Here is an 18226-nt window from a genome sequence, read left to right as displayed (position 1 = left end):
GATTTATTTGCGGGAAACTGGCCAAACCCGGTTGTCTTCCAGTATAAAATCCATATCCGATTGTTTTTGATGGGTTACTAAGTGTTATCATATCCAGCGATACATTATGACCCATTCACGACGCGATTTCCTCAACACTGCTTCGGCATTAGCAGCCGGGGCCGGGCTTTCGGCCATTGTGCCTTCTTCCGTTTCCGCTTTCGCGCCGGGTTTGCCTGCTGATAAGGTCCGCATTGGCGCCATTGGTGTCAACGGGATGGGCTGGGCCGACCTGAATGCGATCCTCAAAAATCCGGGCACGGAATGCGTGGCGCTTTGCGATGTGGACAAAAATGTGCTGGACAAACGTGCTGCGGAATTGACCAAAGGAGGGGCCAAACTCAAAACTTATGGTGATTACCGGCAGTTGCTGGCCGATAAGGATGTCGACGCGGTGGTGATCGGCTCGCCGGACCATTGGCATTGCCTGATGATGGTCGAGGCTTGCCAGGCGGGGAAGGATATTTATGTAGAAAAACCCATCGGGAACTCCATTGCCGAATGCCGCGCGATGGTCGCTGCACAGCAACGCTATAACCGTGTGGTGCAGGTAGGACAATGGCAGCGCAGCCAGAAGCACTTCCGCGATGCCATCGATTTTGTGCATTCCGGCAAGTTGGGGAAAATAAGGCTGGTGAAAGTGTGGGGTTATTTCGCGTGGGTAAATCCGATCAGTAAACTTCCGGATGGTAACCCGCCTGCCGGGGTGGATTATAAAATGTGGCTTGGCCCGGCTCAAAACAGGCCATTCAATCCGAACCGCTTTCATTTCAATTTCAGGTGGTTCTGGGATTATGCGGGCGGATTGATGACCGACTGGGGCGTGCATTTGCTCGATTATGCATTACTCGGTATGAAATCCGCAACGCCTAACAGCATTATGGCTGCCGGGGGCAAATTTGCCAACCAGGATTCCGGCGCCGAAACCCCCGATACGCTCACGACCGTCTTCGAATTCGACGATTTCAATATTCAATGGGAGCACGCCATGGGCATCGACGGCGGTCCGTATGCGCGCGGGCACGGCATCGCTTTCATTGGCAACAATGGTACCCTCGTATTGAACCGCGACGGTTGGGAGGTCATTCCCGAAGGCAAGCGCATGGAAGCCGTCGCATTTCAGAAATCGGTGGATAACGGCCTCGACCTGCACGCACAGAATTTCATCGAGGTAATCAAATCCAGGAAAATGGCCGATTTGCATGCGCCTATTCAAGTTGGTTCCGACATTGCCGTGTTTTCGCAAATGGGTAATATCGCTTACCGTACGGGCAAGAAGATTTATTGGGATAAAGAAAAAGGGAAATTTACGGATGAGGAGGCCAATAAGCTGATCGCCAAGGAATACCATAATGGCTACAAGCTGCCGTCTGTTTCGTAAACTTTTAATTCAATATGAAAAGGATCTGTTTCTGGTTGATTTTTCTCCAAATCGCTTTCACGCACCCGGGTATCACGCAGCAGGCGCGCAAATCCGCAGGCGCGAAGCGTTACCTGTACGTAGCCACGCCCGGGATCAGGGATTACCTGGGTTATGGCGGGCACGGCTTGCTGGTTTTTGATATGGATAATCATCACAGGTTTGTCAAAAGGATCGCTACCCGAGGATTGCATCCGAACGGAAAGCCTTCGAATGTAAAAGGCATCGCCGTCAGCCTTCCGCTGAACAGCATTTACGTGAGTACCCTCGAAGGGCTTCAACGCATCGATCTCACGACAGAAAAAGTCGTTTGGGAAAAGGCATTCGAAGGGGGCTGCGACCGGATGGCGATCTCGCCCGATGGCCGCACCATGTACCTGCCGTCGCTGGAAAAAGGCTTCTGGAACGTTGTGAGCTGCGAAACGGGCGACATTATTAAAAAGATTAATGTGCACAAAAGGGCGCATAACACGATTTACGGCGCTTCGGGGAATGCCGTGTATATGGGCGACATCGCCAGCCCGTGGCTGCATATCGCCGATCCCAAAACGCATGAGCTGACCCGCAAGGTCGGCCCGTTTGCCAATTACGTACGGCCGTTCACCGTTACGGCCGACGAGTCACTGGCTTACATCACCGTCGACAGCCTGCTCGGTTTCGAGGTAGGCGATATTCAAAAAGGCACGAAAATAGCGCACATCGACGTGGAAGGGTGGGAGCGCGGCCCCGTGCGCAGGCACGGCAACCCGAGTCACGGGATAGGTCTCACGCCCGACGAAACGGAAATATGGCTTTGTGACGGGCACAATATGCGAATGCACGTTTTCAGCGCGAAACCGCCGTATCAGCAGCTGACCACGATTCCCGTGCAGGACATGCCCGGCTGGGTCACATTCAGTATGGATGGGCGGTATGCCTACCCGTCGAGCGGAGAGGTGATCGACGTGAAAAGCCGTAAGGTCGTCGGCACATTGACAGACGAATTTCACAACAACGTGGCCAGCGAGAAAATGGTGGAGGTTCAGTTTACGGGAGACAAACCGGTGCGCGCAGGCGACCAGTTTGGCGTCGGGCGTTCGGCTGGGTCGCGATAAAGCGGAATATCGATTTGAATGCAGGTGCTCGTATCGGGAACACTGGTGATTTTGAACGTTCCGCCGATCATCCCGACGCGGCGTTCCATGTTGCGAAGTCCCGCACCGGCACCCGTTAGCGGGCTGTTTTGGATCTGTTCCATATCGAAACCAATGCCATCGTCGACCAGGCGGAGGCGGAACAGATCCGGCTGATAATTCAGCTCTGCGGTAATGCAGGTCGCCGACGAGTGTTTCAAAATATTGTTCAATGCTTCCTGGCTGACCCTGAAAAGCACAATTTCTTTCTCATAACCCAGCGGGCACTGCTCGCCAACGATCAGCAGGGCTGTCTCGTACAGGCCGGTCTTACGTATACGAAGCAACTCGTACGAAAGGCCCTGTTCCAGTCCGAAATCCTTGACAAAATCGCCATCAAGGCTTTTGGTAAGCCCTCGCAAGTCGGTAATCGATTGATTAACAACCTCATTGGTTTGTTCGATGAATCCCCGCACTGCCTCGGTATGTGGCATTCCTTCAAGTATATTAAGGTTGATCCTCGCCACTGAAAGGAGTTGTCCGATATTATCGTGCAGCTCCTGCCCGATTTGCTGCAACGTAGCATTCTGCACCTCGATTTGCGCTTGCAGTATTTCCTGGGCGTATTGGGCGTGCAGGGCGGCTTTTTCCTGTTTATATCTGGCCTGGCGCTTTTGAAAAAGTAATGCGAACAGAACGAGGAACAACACCAAAAGGAGCATCAGAATAGATGCTCCAACGATGGTGAGTATGATTTCGCTATTCACGTCGGGAAGTTTGTAATGATTTTTGTTTGGTCAAAAATGCGATAATGAACATGGAATACAGCATGTAATTGCTGAGCGTCCGGATTACTTCCAGCATATATGCCAACCTGGAATCTGCCGACAAGTGATTAAATGCGCCAAGGCCTAAGATGTTGATACAATTATAGACCAGATACCCTACTGAAATCCAGAATAGCGGATATTGCGTGAAGGCATTGTCGGTATCTTGATTTAAAAGCCGGTATAAATAATACAAACATAAGCTGCTGACCAGAACGACATTCACATTAAACGAATAGGAGCAATATTCTTCAAAAAACGGTTGCCAGAAGATTGCATTCAAAATTGCGAATGCTACATATCCTATAATGGATAGTCTTATGATTTTTCCCTGTTTAATTTCCTGGTTGTAGGCTATCGCCATCAGCGTGTATTGAACAGGGTTATAGATGTGGAAGACCATCATGTTGTTTCGTAGAGCGACCCGGCATATTTCGCTGGTAATCTCACTCCCCAGCGTGAAAATACCGAGAGCGAGAATGATTTTGCCGGAAGCACTAAGCGCATTTATTCTGACAATGCCAGTCAGGCAAACGAAAATTAACAGGCAGAAATAAATGGTCTCTTTCAGTGGAAACGGAAATGTCACGAGTGAGGGGCGGGGTCTTTGCAGGGAAGCTTTTTGTCAAATGTCCCATAACGGCATGGATTGCATGGACGGTTATTGTCCTGCACAAGCGCTGTCTCCTTGCCATCGACAGTTACTTCTATCAGATCAGACAGATCACTTTTTGTTCCAATGAATATGGGAGTAAATATATCTCCTTTAAGTCCGGGATACATTCGCAGGCCAGCGATTTTACTCTGCTTAAAAATTTTCTTGAAGTCGCCTTTCGCGTTGTCGATGTCAATTGGATGCCTAAGCAACTCCACGAATTTTTCATACTCTGCAAGATCTTTCTTCGCTTTGAGCCAGTCCAGATGTTTCAAAAAAGCACAATGATATCCCCTGGCTATTTCAAGTTCGATAATTTGCTCCCTTCCTGCAAACGACTTATGCGGGTTTTTGCTTAGCACATCTTTTTCACCATCTTTTTCTTTTTTACCAAGAAAATAACCCGCAATTACAGCTGCGACAGTAGTAAAGCCAAATACGGCCTTTGAGATGCCTCTTTGTTTCATTTTGATCGATTTTAGAGTGGTTAAAACGTGGTTTCTTAAATCTACTGATTGAAAGTCAGTTACAAAAGCATTCTACGACAAATAGTTAGCGAGTGGAATCTTCACAAATTGATAACACCCTCCCCGGAACTTGCTTTCCTTCCTAGGTCTTTCTAACTTATTAAGGGTGATTGCGTGTTATCCTGCGGTTGCCTGGTTTTATGAATGAAAGACAAAAACGGCTCAGGGAGCGGCGGTTGATCAAGCTTTCGATCGTTACCGGGTCGGTATTTACGATCTGGGCCATTATCGTCGGGATACTCGGCGATTCCAAATCCATTATTTTCGACGCCCTTTTTTCGATGGTCGGGATCAGCCTGTCGGGCGTGTCGCTGCTGGTGAACAACTTCGTTCGCAAGCCAGATGACGACGACCTGCCGTTCGGGCGCGCGCAATTCGAGCCGTTTTCGATGACGCTGCAGTCGGCGGTGATTATTTTCCTTTGTTTGTACTCGCTCGCTACGTCGGTGATGGATATTATCAGTGGCGGCAAGCTGGTGGAGCTGGACATTGCATTACCTTATCTGATCGCCTCCATTATCGGCTGTTTTTTACTCTGGCTCTATTTCCGGAGAATGGCGCTGCAAATCCGGTCGGAATACGTGCGCATTGAGGCCACCGAATGGCAGCTCGACGCATTGCTGAGTACGGGTGTGCTTGTGGTATTGTCGCTGGGGTACTTTCTGCAAGGAACGTCGCTGGCCTATCTCATTCCGTACCTCGATCCCGGGATGGTCATCATTATTTCCATGCTTTTTCTGCGCATTCCCGTCCGGACGTTCTGGAAAAATATCCGCGAACTGCTCCAATTCGCGCCCGACGACGAGGTGGAGGAAAAGATTCATCAGGAAGCGGAAGCCATTTCAAAGCATTACGGTTTCATCGACGAGTACGTGCGCGTGGCTAAAACCGGTAGCAGCTACACCATCGAAATCGATTTTCTGTTACCCGAAGCGCTCGCGCATACGCAGGTGAAGGAACTCGACGCGATCAGGCAGGAACTGTACGAGCGGATCCGGGGAGATTACAAGATGTGGCTCAACATTTCCTTCACTACCGAGCGCAAATGGATGATTTGAGCCTAGCGCCGTCGGCCTAATTGCATTTGCTTGGGCGTAATGCCGAATTTTCTCTTAAACGCCTGGATAAAATTACTGCCCGTAGAATATCCGACGACCTCCGCCACTTCGTCGGCTGTCAAACCGGAATCGAGCAGCAACTCGCGTGCGTGCAGCATCCGTTTTTCATGGATCAGTTCGTACACGCTGGTATTGTATTTCCATTTAAAACCTTCGCGGATCTGACGTTCCGAAAGGCGCAAATTGGCTGCAACATCTTCCAGGGAATGCGTCGTCAGGAAATGCGTGTTGAGGTATTCATAAATTTCGGCAAGCTGGCGTTCGATGCCGGAATGCGTATTCGCGGCCTGTTGCTCCTGCCGGTATTGCTGCAATTGCAGCGCAAGCAGTTCGAGGATTTTACCATTTAAATACATTTCCGAAAGATCGTCGGCGACCGGTGCATGCAATATCCGGTGGAGTACCGAATGCATTTCGGCATTAACCGGCGCCGCTTTTCCGAAAAGCGCCAGCGGTTGCCCGTTTTCCAAAGCCTTTTCGAGCGACTTAACCGGGCTGCCGTTTTGTTGCAGGAATTGCAGCAGATGCTCTTTTTTGAGGATTAATGCCAGGTATTCAAAGCCTTTCTGGCGGTTGTAGTAAATGTCGGAATCAAAGTTTTCGGAATAATAGATATTGTACTCGGCCGGCCGCAGCGGGTGATCGCCGGGAATATCGCGGAAATGTGCATTGGAATGGCCCGTAAGCTGGAAATGCAGGCTGATATGCGGGTCGCTTTTCATGCCCCGGATTTGCATATCCTGTAAAAAATCGGCCTGGAAACAGATAATCCCGAAATTGCGGGCATAGATATTCTTCACACGGTGATTCACGAAAGGTATTCGCGGCGCGTCGTGCTCGAAGGTATCCACCGAAGGCTCCGAAATGAATTTTCTGCCCGCGATCTCCCTGTATGATTCATTATCAATGATATAGGCCATGCGCAAATTTCAATGTTTTTATCGGCTATCCCAATATTTTTCAAAACCGGCGGCACCTACCTTTGCCGGGAAATGGATTTGAAACAGTTATGAGTATTCTGGTAACAGGCAGTGCGGGGCATTTGGGCGAGGCCCTCATGCGTACGCTCCGCGCGCAGGGAGCACAGGCGACGGGTGTAGACATCAAACATTCGGCGTACACCGATCTGGTGGGTGATATTGCCGACAGGAATTTTGTCAAAACAGCCATACGCGGTATCCGTACCGTCATTCACACGGCTACCCTGCACAAGCCGCATGTGGCGACGCACAGCAAGCAGGATTTCGTCGATACGAATATCACCGGCACGCTCAACCTGCTGGAAGAAGCCGTTCTGAATGGAGTTTCGGCCTTTTTGTTTACCAGTACTACAAGCACTTTCGGCGCGGCGATGAACCCGGCCAAAGGCGAACCGGCCGCGTGGATTACCGAGGAAGTAATGCCGCAGCCCAAAAATATTTACAGCGTCACCAAACTGGCAGCGGAAAGCCTTTGCGAGCTGTTTCACCGGAAAGACAAACTGCCCGTGCTCATTCTCCGCACCTCGCGTTTCTTTCCCGAAGACGACGACAATGCGGAAACGCGACAGCGTTATGAAACGCCCAATGTGCAGGCCCTGGAACTGCTTTACCGCCGCGTGGACATTGCCGACGCCGTTTCGGCGCATTTGTTAGCCATGGAAAAAGCCGGAACGATCGGTTTCGGCAAATACATTATCTCGGCCACCACACCATTCGCCACTTCCCACCTGGGGCAGTTACATACTGATGCATCGGCCGTTATCCGTTCGCTGTACCCGGAAAGTGAGGGGTTATTCGAGGCAAAAGGATGGAAATTTTTCCCGGAATTCGATCGCGTGTATGTGAATGCGCGGGCGCGGCGCGAGCTGGGGTGGGAGCCGGAGTATGATTTCGCGCATGTACTAAGGTGCCTGCGGGAAGGCACAGATTTTCGGAGCCCGCTCGCGCGAGAAGTCGGCAGTAAGGGGTATCATGATGAGGAATTCGGGGAAGGGCCGTTTCCTGTTGAGTGATGGCGCGAAGCAGGGGCTTCGCGCCATTTCTCACATATTCAAAGCACCACGCCCCGAAGCCGCCAGGAACGCTTCTTTCAACGCCTCGGCATAAGTCGGGTGGGCGTAGGAAATGGTTGCTGACGCCAGATCCGTAATTTCATACTCCATGATCGTCACAGCCTGGGCAATAAGGTCTGCGGCGCGGGCGCCGATGATGTGCACGCCCAGTACTTCACCATATTTCGGATCGGAAAGCACTTTGGCAAAGCCGGAAGTGTCGCCCGCCGCGCGTCCGCGACCACTTGCGGAAAACGGGAATTTACCTTTGTTATAAGGAATGCCCTGTTCTTTGAGCTGTTCTTCGGTAAGCCCTACGCTTGCTACCTCCGGCCAGCTGTACACGACACCCGGAATGCGATCGTAATTGATCGTGTGCGGATGCCCATGGATACCTTCCACTGTCGCGATTGCTTCATCTTCGGCTTTGTGGGCGAGCATGGGTCCTTTAATGACGTCCCCGATGGCGTACACGTTCGGTACGGATGTCTGGAAGCCTGCATTGGTTACGATCCGGCCGCGGTCGTCTTTTTGAATCGAGGTGTTTTCAAGGCCCAGGCCTTCGGTATAAGGCTTCCTGCCCACTGCTACCATGCAATAATCGGTCGTGATTTCTTGCTGTTTTTCGTCGGCGCCGGTGTATTTGACGGTCACTTTTTTACCGTCGCTCACGGCCGAGTCGACGCGCTGGCTGAGCAGAATATCAATGCCCGATTTGGCAAGGATCTTTTTCAGTTCGGTGGTCAGTTCCTTGTCCATGGTCGGAACGAGGTTGGCCGCGTACTCGATGATCGTCACTTTGGTACCCAGGCGCGCATACACCGACGCCATTTCCACGCCGATCACCCCGCCGCCGATCACCGACATTGTGGCCGGGATTTCGTTCAGCGACAATGCCTCGGTGGAGGAAATAATGCGCTGCTTGTCGATCGCCGCATTCGGCAGTGAGATAGGTTTCGAGCCCGTCGCGATGATCGTGTATTTGCTTTGATACTCCTGCTCGGAGCCATCTGAGGCTTTCACGGCAATGCGGTCGTCGGATACGAACCGGGCGGTACCGTAAATGACAGCGATCTTGTTTTTCTTCATCAGGAAGTTGATGCCCGCCACATTTTGCGACACGACCTCACTTTTGCGCCCGAAAAACTGCTTTACATCCAGGGAAAGCCCTGTTACCTGGATACCAAAGTTCGCGAAACGCGTTTCGGCGTCGTGGTAATGCTCGGAGCCGTCGAGTAATGCCTTGGCGGGAATGCAGCCCACATTGGTACAGGTGCCGCCGAGGCTGTTGTACTTTTCGATAATGGCCGTTTTGTAGCCCAGTTGGGAGGCCCGGATGGCCGCCGTGTAACCGCCCGGCCCGGAGCCGATAACGATCAGATCATAGTCCTGGTTGATCATGGTAAATGGATATTCTTGGCAGTAATGAGTGATGATGTTTCAATTCGCGCCTAATGTAATGTTTCCGGGCGTTACTTTCAATGGTAGGGTGCGGGTTGATGTTGGACGAAACTCCCGCACAAGCATACTTTCGCCCGTCAGCGGTCGGCGGCCGGGTGTCGACTCGCCGCAATCACCGGCATTACAAACTGCCACGCCGCATTCGCAGGCTCCTGATGCTCCTTCCTCATAATGTCATCCAGCTTTTTCAAAATATCCGGGTGTTTCGCAGCGAGGTCGGTAGTTTCACTGCGGTCTTCTTTCAGGTTGAAGAGCTGCCAGGGGTTGCCGGGATTCTTGCGGAGGTCGGTTTTGACGGCCTTCCAGTCGCCCATGCGGATGGCGATCTGGCCGCCTTTTTCGGGGTATTCGAAATAGAGGTAGGGGTGCTTTTTCTGCCGGTTGGTTTGTCCTGATAGTTCCGGTAAAAAGGAAATGCCGTCGGTAGGAGGAACGGGCTGACCTGTCAGTTCCGCTAATGTGGCTAAAAGGTCATACTGGGCGGAAATGTGGTCGGTGACGCGTCCCGGCTTGATCTTTCCGGGCCAGCGGGCGATGAACGGCTCGCGGATACCTCCTTCGTAAACGTCCATTTTCAAGCCGCGCAAACCCGCCACGCTGTTAAAGAATTGCGCATTTACGCCACCATTGAAAGTGGCGCCATTATCGCTGCTGAACATGACTATGGTGTTTTCGTCCAAGCCCAGCGCACGCAGTTTATCCAAAATAATACCTACCTGATCATCCAGATAGGTGATCATCGCCGCGTAGGTCGACAGCGGATATTTCGTGGACGCGTAACCTTTCTCGCCGTAATAGGGCTTCTCGTCGAACTGCCCGATGTATTTCTTCACGTACGCGTCCGGCGCTTGCAATGACACGTGCGGGATCGTGTAAGGCATATACAGGAAAAACGGCCCGTCTTTGCTCCGTTCGATAAACGCCAGCGCCTTTTCAGTCATTTTTGCGGGGGCATATTCCTTGCCTTTGAATGCATTGAAATCGGCGTCGGTGGCTGTGGCGGGGTCGAGCTTGCGGTGTACGTCCTGCCAGGGCTGGGCCAGCGTATCCCAGCGGTCGTTTTCCCACAAATGCGACGGGTAGAGGTTATGGGCCTGTTTCTGGTCGAGGTAGCCGTAATAGTAATCGAAGCCTTGCTTGGAGGGCGTACCTTCGGTGTTGGCCATGCCCATGCCCCATTTGCCCGTGAGGGCGGTGGCATAACCTTTCCGTTTGAGGAGCTCGGCCACGGTGAGTTCGGAAGCGGGTAATGGCATTTGCCCGCGTTCCTCGTCGTCGCGGAATGTGCCCAGCTCGAAATTCCCGCGGATCGCCGAATGCCCCGCATGCTTGCCCGTCATGAGCATCGCACGTGCGGGCGCACACACGGGCGTACCGGTGTAATGCTGCGTGAAGCGGATACCCTCGCGGGCGAGGCGGTCGAGGTTGGGCGTCTGGATCTTTTGCTGACCGTAACAGCCCAGTTCACCGTAACCGAGGTCGTCGGCGTAGATGTAAATGATATTCGGCAGGGAGGATTTGGCTTTTTGGGCCGTGGCGGCGTGGGTAACCGATAATGCGAGTAAAAAAAGGCTCAGGAGTCTCATTAAGGTGTGGTTTGGGTTCGGATGGGCGGGAATTTAACCAAAATTTAACCATGGTAACGGGGAGTGATTCGAAAATATACCTTGCTATATTTGTCGGCGCATTTAATACTAAACCCATATGTCTGAAAAAGCCAATCCCGGAAAGCCCAAGCAGCCGGGCATATTCAGCTTACTGGCTCCATACAAGGGGTTGATCATCATGCTGTTGCTGTTCGCATTGCTGAGCAACGGCATTAACCTGTGGCTGCCCAAGCTGGTGGCCGACGGGATCGATGATTTCACCCTCAAACGGTTTGACCTGAACGCCATCCTGACCGAGTTCACCGGCGCGGTGATCTTTATATTCGTGTTTGCCTATCTGCAAAGCATTATCCAGACTTATGCGTCCGAAAAAGTAGCCCGCGATTTGCGGACGAGGCTTGCGGACAAGATATCGAAACAAAGTCATGCATTTATAGAGGAAACAACCGCCGCGAAGTTGCTCACCAATCTTACGGCCGACATTGATTCGATCAAAATGTTTGTGTCGCAAGCCATTGTAGCAATCGTTTCTTCCATATTCCTCATTATCGGCGCGAGTGTATTACTATTGACTATCAACTGGAAACTGGCATTGACGGTCCTGGCGATCATTCCCATTATCGGAGGAATGTTTGCCATTACTTTGAAGAAAGTCCGCACATTGTTTGTACAAAGCCGCGAAGTGATTGACTGGCTGAACAAGATTATCAACGAAAGCATCCTGGGCTCCGCATTGATACGCGTCGTCAACTCCCAGCAACTCGAATATGCCAAATTCCTGGAAGCGAATACCAAAGCAAAGGGCTTCGGACTGGCAATCCTGAGCCTGTTCGCCGGGCTTATTCCGGTCATAACGTTTACGGCCAACGTTTCGATGCTCACGATCCTGGTGCTCGGCGGCCATTTTGTGATCGAGGGCGACATGACTTTGGGAAGTTTCGCGGCATTCAACAGCTACCTGGGCATCCTCATTTTCCCGATCCTCGTCATTGGTTTTATGAGCAATGTGATCGTACAGGCCACCGCTTCCTACGAGCGCATTTCGACCGTTCTGAATATTGCCGACCCCGTGGAAGCGGGTGCTTCGACGGAAATTTTGCGTGGGAGTATCGCTTTGGAGCAGGTAACGGTCCGCTACGGCGAAAAACCGGCGTTGAAAGAGGTTAGTTTATCTATCGATGCAGGTTCGCGCATTGCCGTGATCGGCCCGACGGCTGCCGGGAAAACGCAGTTGCTATACCTGCTCACCGGCCTTATCCAGCCGCAGGAGGGCAGCATTACCTTCGACGGCCATCCGATCGATTACTACGATAGCGAGTCGTTCCACCGCCAGGTCGGCTTCGTTTTTCAGGATAGTATCATTTTTAATATGAGTATCCGCGAAAACATCGCATTCAGCACGACGGTGACGAACGAATCTTTACAAAAGGCCATCGACACCTCGGAGCTGGCCGCATTCATCGAAACCCTGCCCGACGGCCTGGATACCATAGTTTCCGAGCGCGGTGCGAGCCTTTCCGGCGGGCAGAAGCAGCGCATTATGCTTGCGCGGGCATTGGCCATGAACCCGAAAATACTCCTGCTCGACGATTTCACGGCGCGGGTGGACAATACGACCGAAAAGAAAATCCTCGCGAATGTAGCGCAGAACTACCCGGACATTACATTGATTTCCGTCACGCAGAAAATCGCGGCTATCGAGCATTATGACCAGATCGCGGTGCTCATGGAAGGGGAGCTGATCGGTTGCGGCACACATGACGAGCTGATGCTGACGAGCCCCGAGTACGTGCAGATTTTCAATTCGCAACAAAGCACCAGCAACTATGAACTACGATCTTAACAAACTTTCGGAGGAGCAGCAGAAAACCTCCACGTGGAAGGCGCTCAGGAAGTTGCTGAAACTGATCGCACACGAACGCGGCAACCTGGCCCTGGCGCTGGGGGCGATTACATTGAACACAGCCGTGAACCTGTTCGGTCCGTACCTGGTCGGGCATGCGATCGACCGGTACGTGGTGACGAAGCAGTTTCACGGGCTGCTCGTTTTCGGCGGTATTTTGCTGGCGATGTATTTGCTCGGCCTCGCTACGGCCTATACCCAGACGAAATTGATGGGTGGCGTAGGTCAGCGGCTGTTGTTTACGCTCAGAAATGCCATTTTCAACAAGTTACAACAGCTTCCGGTCGCGTTTTTTAATCAGAACAAAGCCGGTGACCTCATTTCGCGTGTCAATAATGATACCGACAAGCTGAACCAGTTCTTTTCGCAGTCGCTGATGCAGTTTGTGGGCAGTATTTTTACCATGCTCGGCGCGGGGATTTTTTTAATGGTGATTAACCTGAAACTGGGTTCCGCCGCATTGGCACCTGCCGTGCTGATCCTGATTTTTACGGTCGTACTTTCGCCCTGGGTGAAGGCTACTAATGCCAAAAACCTCAAAACTACCGGTGCGCTGAGCGCGGAAATACAGGAAAGCCTGAATAATTTCAAAGTCGTGATCGCATTCAACCGGCGCGACTATTTCAGGCAGCGTTTTCAGTTGGCTAATCTGGAAAACTACCGCACGGCCATCCGCGCAGGGCTTGCCAACAACATTTTCCTGCCCACCTATTCTTTCTTTTCCAATATCGCGCAGCTGATTGTGCTCACCTACGGCATCCACCTGATCAGCGCCGGCGAGTTCAGCGTGGGGTTACTAGTGAGTTACCTGGCCTATGCCGTCAATTTTTACAACCCTCTGCGGCAGCTGGCGGCATTGTGGACCAGTTTTCAGGTGGCGATGGCCGGCTGGGACCGTATTTCGCAGATCCTTGCATTGGAAACCGACCTTGTACCCGTGACCGAAACCTCCCGTGAGGCGGATGGCGCACTACTGGAATTCCGCGACGTGCGTTTCGGCTACGACAGCCGTGAAATCCTCCACCAGGTCAATTTCAAACTCGAACGCGGCAAGACCTATGCACTGATCGGCCCGACCGGCGGCGGCAAAACCACCACGGCCTCGCTCATCGCACGCCTGTACGACCCGCGCGAGGGTACCGTGCTGCTCGACGGCCGCGACATTCGTACCTACACGCCCGAGGAACGCAGCCGTAAAATCGGATTTATTTTGCAGGAACCATTCCTGTTTTCGGGCACGATCCGCGAAAATATTCTTTACGGCAACGAGCAGTTGAAGGAATACTCCAACGACAAACTGGAACAGGTGATCCGCAGCGCCAATCTTGGAGAAATACTTGCATTGTTTGAAGACCGGCTGGAAACGAAAGTCTCGGCCACCAGCGACAGCACGAGCCTGGGACAGAAACAACTCATCGCATTCATGCGCGCCGTCCTGCGCAGCCCCGAGCTCCTGATCCTCGACGAAGCCACCGCCAACATCGATACCGTCACCGAAAAGCTCCTCGGCGACATCCTGAAACAGCTCCCCGAATCGACCACGCAAGTCATCATCGCCCACCGCCTCAACACCATCGAAAGCGCCGACGAAATCTTCTTCGTCAACTCCGGCGAAGTCAACCGCGCCGGGTCATTAGGCGACGCAATGGGGATGTTGTTGAAGGGGAATAGGGTGAGTTAGGCGGTTACGGGGAATCCTTCCAACAAGACCCACATCGCTTCCCGGCAAATCTTCTCGGCATCGATAATGGATAAAAAGCTTTCATGCGAACAGAAGGAGAAATCCATTCTGCCGGCGAAGGTACTTACTACCAGGGTGTTAGGATTGCGCCAGGGGAACCCCACGGATGGGCTGTGTATGGCCCTGACGGTGAAGTTGTTGTGACTTGCCGGAATATCCAGCACACCCATATTGGAAATGGTAATGTCGTGACTGCCTTTGGTGGAGCGCATATGCCTGAGCAATGCGCCGGTGGAGCTGTGGAAATATTCGGTTATGAACATCATTTCGGCGGCGTTGACGTTTTCGGCCTTTTCGACGAGCGCTTCTTTCATTTTGCGGGTTTCCGGCCAGAAATCGGTTTGCTCGCCTTTCTTGCTCAGCGAGAGCTCCACAATAGGGGCGAATGCAAACAGGTGATCGCGGCCGATGGCAGGCAGGTAACGCCGGATGTCGACGGGGCTGATGACCTTGTTCCGGGACGCTTTTCCCTTTACAGATTGGTGCGCGAGCAACGAAGCCGTGCACAATGCCGCCTGAATGGTCGTTTTTTCAGCCTTGCATTTTTTGACCAGCGCCGTGGTTGATTCCTTGTCGAGCGTGTGCGTGAGCAGGTAGTAGCTGCCTTCGCGCGGAGCCGGTTTCGGGTTCAGAATAGCGAAAAGGCCCTTTGCCAGCGTCGAGAAGAGCTTTCCTTTCCAATGGATCGCGCGGCTGTTTCGGATCGAGGCCGGAACGAGGGAATCTACCGATTGGAAGCCCTCGTACGGTTCCAGTTCCATTTCGGGATCGTCGAGCAGGAGGAGCAACTCACGCATGAGCGTGACGAAACCGGAACCATCACACACGCAATGCGGACATACGAGCATCAGATCGGAAACCGTTTCGGATCTCAGCCATATCAGTCGGGCGGGGGGCTCTTTTTCAAGGTTAAACTGCCGCTCCCATTCCGAAAGACTTACTTCCTCCCAATGAATGTCGGATGTCCGCTCAATAATGTCGATTGGGATAGGGGAAATATCCGGATTGGTCACAAATACAGGGACATTTGTCTCATTTCTATTTACATTCGAGTGTAGTAATGGATGCCGGTTTTGGATTTTTGCAAGCGCATTTCCGATCTGTTGTTCGGAAAAATGTCCTTCAACAGTCGCATTAAAAACGCAATTAACCGGCGCGAGGCCATCGGCGTACATAATGCGCTCGCCGACAATCATAGGTCTGTTCATTTCAAATCCTGAGTAGTAACGGGTTTAGGTTCCATTAAATGCTTTCGGAGCAGTTGCATCGCCGTGCCGATGATGAAATCGGCGTCCTGGCGGGCAATGTATTTTTCTTCGGAGTGAAATGCGAAATCCATGCGGCCGCGAAATGTCGATACCGACACTTTCGAGGGGTTGCCCATCGGGAACCTTGACAGGGGGCAATACACCTCGGCAACCGCGATCGATCCGTAAGTTTCGTTCAGGGGAATGCGGCCGATGTTGGCGAATGCGAAGTCGTGGGCGCCTTTTCCGGCTTTGGCATATCGGATGCTGCGCGGATATAATGGTGTCAGGTATTCGCTGAAAAGCAGGAGCCTGGCGGCGTCGGTCCGGGCGATTTGTTTGTGCAAACGTTCCTTCAACGCATTGGCCTGCTCGCGGAAACCGGTCTTGTCCTTCGGCGTGTCAAGGCCTACCATCGACGGAAACGGGAACATTTGGTCTTTGTGTATTTCGGGCAAAAACCGGCGCATATCCACGGACGCAAACATTTTGCCGCTAGTGCGCACATTAGCTGCGCGCTCGAACGCACGCATGAAGACCAGGATCAGTGCGGTGTTGAGGTGAATGTCTTCTTGTTTGCAAACCGATAGCAAGGTAGCCGTTTCTTCCTCGCTCAGCTTCCAGCGAATGGTGTAAAAGCGATCCTTCACTACCTCTTTCATGCCGGAAACCGCCAACAGGAACAGCCGGGTAATGCCGGCGATCGACCGGGCGGCCAATCGGTTGAGGATATTTCGCCTGACGGCCGCGGGTACCAGGTTTTCGGGTGAATAGGACGGATAGGGCTGCAACTCGATGGCGGGATCGGCCAGGCATTCGAGCAATTCGCGCATAATGGCCATGCTGGACGTGGCGTCGCCGATGCAATGGTGGCATACCACGAGGAGTTCCGAAACGGTTTCGGAACGTACCCAGGTCAGGCGAGCCAGGGGAGCATTCGGTTGGTTAAATGGCGTGCCCCATTCGGTTTCCGCTTCATCGAGCCAGGTTTCTTCCGAGTGCCGGTCGGCGATCCGTAGCGGAATGGGCAAAATCGGGTCAGGTGTTACGTACCAGGGGATTCCGGCTCCATCGGTTTCCATGGTAACGTTCAGGAATGGGTGTTTTTGCTGGATTTTCTGCAATGCGTTGATCAAAGCAGTTTCCTCCAATTCTCCCTCGATTTTAACCGGAAACAAAACATTCACCGGCGTGTCCCTGCCCGCGTACATCGATGCTTCCAGAAAACCCGTCCTTCTTTTCATAAACGCACAGAATCTGGTATGGCCACGGTTTCAAAGAGGATTTCCATGGCTTTTTCGCGGATTTGCACAGCCGTTTCGCGGGGCATGAAATCCTCGTTGGAAACAAATGAAAAATCCATTTGGCCATTAAAAGTGGTGGTAATGATCGTATTAGGGTTCGCAAACGGGCCGATGACCGTCGGGCTGTAAATCGTTTCGACTGTGAAATTCCGGTAATGGGCAGGAATATCGAGTTTACCCATGTTCGAAAACATAAAATCGTTGCCCACTTTGGCATAGGTCAGGAACCGGCGCAACTTGTGTACCGAACCGTGCGAAGCCTCCATGATCATGGTAAATTCATAGGGGTCCAGCTTCGCCATTTGCTTGGAAACGTGCGTTTGCAGCGCTTTGGCTTTTTCCCAAAAACCGCTTCCGATCGATTGTGCCAGACTGATATTCAAAGCTAATCCATACGAAAAGAGCATATCGCGCTTCACCTCGGGCATATAGCGGCGGATATCCACCGGGCAAGTAGCTTTGCCGTGTGCCGCGCCGCTATTTACATACTTGAAAGCCTCCATTAATGCGAGCCCGATGGCCGTGTTGACCGTCACACCTTCCGTTTTACAATGGGCAAACAACGCCCTGGATGGTTCTGTGCCCAGTTTCCAGTTAATCAGGTAGTCGTTCGAACGAGGTGCCGGTTTCCTTTTTGTTGATATAAACAATGAACCTAATGCCAGTCCTGCATGCACCAGCGAGGCTGCAAACTTTGCCTTGAAGCGATTTCGGCCATTGTTCAATATTCCCGCCGGTATCAGCTCCCGAATGCTTTGAAATGCCGGAGCCTTACCGATTTCAGCCTGTGGATCATCGAGCAATGTCAGCAGGTCGGAAAGGAGCGCTACGCCCGATCCGCCGTCGCACATGCAGTGGTGAAATGCCATGATCATATCCGAAACGTCTGCCGAGCGTATCCAGGTAATGCGGAATAGCGGGCCGTTGGCGATGTTGAACGAGGTACCCAGCTCGTGCACGGTCTCGCGGTTCCAGTCGTCGTCGCCCGTTCGTTCCACGAGCCTGAGCGGAATTTGAGGTGTCGAGGGCGGCGTATGGAAATAGGGGCGTCCAAGCGTATCGGTAGCGATAGCCGTACGCAGCATCGCATACTTTTCCTGCAAGCGGGCGAGCGCGCGGACGAGCATGGCGTGGTCGATCGCACCGTTGATTTTCAGTGCGTAAACCCCGTGAAACGGTTCGGTACCGTCGCCGAAGAGCACCCTTTCGAGGAAAAGCAGGTTTCGTTTCATC

15 protein-coding genes are annotated in these 18226 nt (G+C 52.4%); 6 read left to right on the top strand and 9 right to left on the bottom strand.

What is annotated here, in order from left to right; all coding sequences use genetic code 11:
• The first annotated feature begins 106 nt into the window (after positions 1 to 106).
• Both BMW93_RS28745 and BMW93_RS28740 read left to right on the top strand, forming a co-directional pair.
• Positions 107 to 1420, top strand: a complete 1314-nt coding sequence (locus tag BMW93_RS28745) for a Gfo/Idh/MocA family protein (protein WP_090384662.1) — start codon at positions 107 to 109, stop codon at positions 1418 to 1420.
• 14 nt (positions 1421 to 1434) lie between these two features.
• Entirely contained in the window at positions 1435 to 2553 is a 1119-nt protein-coding gene (locus BMW93_RS28740) for a YncE family protein (RefSeq protein ID WP_090384659.1), read from the top strand.
• Here the strand turns inward: BMW93_RS28740 and BMW93_RS28735 are convergent.
• From BMW93_RS28735 to BMW93_RS28725, 3 genes are all read right to left on the bottom strand, one after another.
• Positions 2481 to 3338, bottom strand: coding sequence for a sensor histidine kinase (locus BMW93_RS28735; RefSeq protein WP_229240933.1), 858 nt, complete (start codon positions 3336 to 3338; stop codon positions 2481 to 2483). The genes BMW93_RS28740 and BMW93_RS28735 overlap by 73 nt on opposite strands.
• Positions 3331 to 3804 carry a hypothetical protein gene (locus tag BMW93_RS28730; RefSeq protein WP_143061741.1) on the bottom strand — a complete coding sequence of 158 codons (474 nt, stop codon included), beginning with the start codon at positions 3802 to 3804 and terminating at the stop codon, positions 3331 to 3333. The genes BMW93_RS28735 and BMW93_RS28730 overlap by 8 nt, the downstream gene beginning before the upstream one ends.
• Positions 3805 to 3983: 179 nt before the next feature.
• Positions 3984 to 4520: a hypothetical protein gene (locus BMW93_RS28725; RefSeq protein ID WP_090384655.1), complete on the bottom strand. Its 537-nt coding sequence runs from the start codon at positions 4518 to 4520 to the stop codon at positions 3984 to 3986.
• A 200-nt stretch (positions 4521 to 4720) separates the two neighbouring features.
• Here BMW93_RS28725 and BMW93_RS28720 point away from each other — a divergent pair, with 200 nt between their 5' ends.
• On the top strand, positions 4721 to 5638 hold the full coding sequence (locus BMW93_RS28720; RefSeq protein ID WP_090384822.1) for a cation diffusion facilitator family transporter: 918 nt from the start codon (positions 4721 to 4723) through the stop codon (positions 5636 to 5638).
• A gap of 2 nt (positions 5639 to 5640) precedes the next feature.
• Here the strand turns inward: BMW93_RS28720 and BMW93_RS28715 are convergent, their stop codons facing one another.
• On the bottom strand, positions 5641 to 6618 hold the full coding sequence (locus BMW93_RS28715; protein ID WP_090384652.1) for an AraC family transcriptional regulator: 978 nt from the start codon (positions 6616 to 6618) through the stop codon (positions 5641 to 5643).
• Positions 6619 to 6707: 89 nt separating this feature from the next.
• Between BMW93_RS28715 and BMW93_RS28710 the strand changes: the two genes are divergently transcribed.
• Positions 6708 to 7691: an NAD(P)-dependent oxidoreductase gene (locus BMW93_RS28710; RefSeq protein WP_090384650.1), complete on the top strand. Its 984-nt coding sequence runs from the start codon at positions 6708 to 6710 to the stop codon at positions 7689 to 7691.
• A gap of 30 nt (positions 7692 to 7721) precedes the next feature.
• Here BMW93_RS28710 and lpdA read toward each other — a convergent pair whose 3' ends face one another.
• On the bottom strand, positions 7722 to 9131 hold the full coding sequence (lpdA, locus tag BMW93_RS28705) for a dihydrolipoyl dehydrogenase (protein ID WP_090384648.1): 1410 nt from the start codon (positions 9129 to 9131) through the stop codon (positions 7722 to 7724).
• Positions 9132 to 9268: 137 nt separating this feature from the next.
• Positions 9269 to 10777 (bottom strand): arylsulfatase, encoded by a 1509-nt coding sequence (locus tag BMW93_RS28700; protein ID WP_090384644.1) that lies wholly within the window; start codon positions 10775 to 10777, stop codon positions 9269 to 9271.
• 118 nt (positions 10778 to 10895) lie between these two features.
• Here BMW93_RS28700 and BMW93_RS28695 point away from each other — a divergent pair, with 118 nt between their 5' ends.
• Positions 10896 to 12641, top strand: coding sequence for an ABC transporter ATP-binding protein (locus tag BMW93_RS28695; protein ID WP_090384641.1), 1746 nt, complete (start codon positions 10896 to 10898; stop codon positions 12639 to 12641).
• On the top strand, positions 12625 to 14382 hold the full coding sequence (locus BMW93_RS28690) for an ABC transporter ATP-binding protein (protein ID WP_090384639.1): 1758 nt from the start codon (positions 12625 to 12627) through the stop codon (positions 14380 to 14382). Before BMW93_RS28695 ends, BMW93_RS28690 begins: the two co-directional genes overlap by 17 nt.
• Here BMW93_RS28690 and BMW93_RS28685 read toward each other — a convergent pair.
• From BMW93_RS28685 to BMW93_RS28675, 3 genes are read right to left on the bottom strand one after another with little or no spacing between them, the layout of a single operon-like run.
• On the bottom strand, positions 14379 to 15650 hold the full coding sequence (locus tag BMW93_RS28685; protein WP_090384636.1) for a condensation domain-containing protein: 1272 nt from the start codon (positions 15648 to 15650) through the stop codon (positions 14379 to 14381). The genes BMW93_RS28690 and BMW93_RS28685 overlap by 4 nt on opposite strands.
• On the bottom strand, positions 15647 to 16933 hold the full coding sequence (locus BMW93_RS28680) for a condensation domain-containing protein (protein WP_090384633.1): 1287 nt from the start codon (positions 16931 to 16933) through the stop codon (positions 15647 to 15649). The genes BMW93_RS28685 and BMW93_RS28680 overlap by 4 nt, the downstream gene beginning before the upstream one ends.
• Positions 16930 to 18225, bottom strand: coding sequence for a condensation domain-containing protein (locus BMW93_RS28675; protein ID WP_090384630.1), 1296 nt, complete (start codon positions 18223 to 18225; stop codon positions 16930 to 16932). Before BMW93_RS28675 ends, BMW93_RS28680 begins: the two co-directional genes overlap by 4 nt.
• Between the last annotated feature and the right edge of the window lies 1 nt (position 18226).

Origin of the sequence: Dyadobacter sp. SG02, from assembly GCF_900109045.1 — a bacterium.
Lineage (GTDB): Bacteria > Bacteroidota > Bacteroidia > Cytophagales > Spirosomataceae > Dyadobacter.
Note: the sequence above shows the minus strand (reverse complement) of the source record. Positions and strands in the feature narration are given on the sequence as shown.

Bases quoted from the DNA above. Each gene is read 5' to 3' on its own strand.
- BMW93_RS28745 (WP_090384662.1), top strand. From the start codon at position 107: ATGACCCATTCACGACGCGATTTCCTCAACACTGCTTCGGCATTAGCA.
- BMW93_RS28740 (WP_090384659.1), top strand. From the start codon at position 1,435: ATGAAAAGGATCTGTTTCTGGTTGATTTTTCTCCAAATCGCTTTCACG.
- BMW93_RS28730 (WP_143061741.1), bottom strand. From the start codon at position 3,804: ATGATGGTCTTCCACATCTATAACCCTGTTCAATACACGCTGATGGCG.
- BMW93_RS28725 (WP_090384655.1), bottom strand. From the start codon at position 4,520: ATGAAACAAAGAGGCATCTCAAAGGCCGTATTTGGCTTTACTACTGTC.
- BMW93_RS28720 (WP_090384822.1), top strand. From the start codon at position 4,721: ATGAATGAAAGACAAAAACGGCTCAGGGAGCGGCGGTTGATCAAGCTT.
- BMW93_RS28715 (WP_090384652.1), bottom strand. From the start codon at position 6,618: ATGGCCTATATCATTGATAATGAATCATACAGGGAGATCGCGGGCAGA.
- BMW93_RS28710 (WP_090384650.1), top strand. From the start codon at position 6,708: ATGAGTATTCTGGTAACAGGCAGTGCGGGGCATTTGGGCGAGGCCCTC.
- lpdA (WP_090384648.1), bottom strand. From the start codon at position 9,131: ATGATCAACCAGGACTATGATCTGATCGTTATCGGCTCCGGGCCGGGC.
- BMW93_RS28700 (WP_090384644.1), bottom strand. From the start codon at position 10,777: ATGAGACTCCTGAGCCTTTTTTTACTCGCATTATCGGTTACCCACGCC.
- BMW93_RS28695 (WP_090384641.1), top strand. From the start codon at position 10,896: ATGTCTGAAAAAGCCAATCCCGGAAAGCCCAAGCAGCCGGGCATATTC.
- BMW93_RS28690 (WP_090384639.1), top strand. From the start codon at position 12,625: ATGAACTACGATCTTAACAAACTTTCGGAGGAGCAGCAGAAAACCTCC.
- BMW93_RS28685 (WP_090384636.1), bottom strand. From the start codon at position 15,650: ATGAACAGACCTATGATTGTCGGCGAGCGCATTATGTACGCCGATGGC.
- BMW93_RS28680 (WP_090384633.1), bottom strand. From the start codon at position 16,933: ATGAAAAGAAGGACGGGTTTTCTGGAAGCATCGATGTACGCGGGCAGG.
- BMW93_RS28675 (WP_090384630.1), bottom strand. From the start codon at position 18,225: ATGAAACGAAACCTGCTTTTCCTCGAAAGGGTGCTCTTCGGCGACGGT.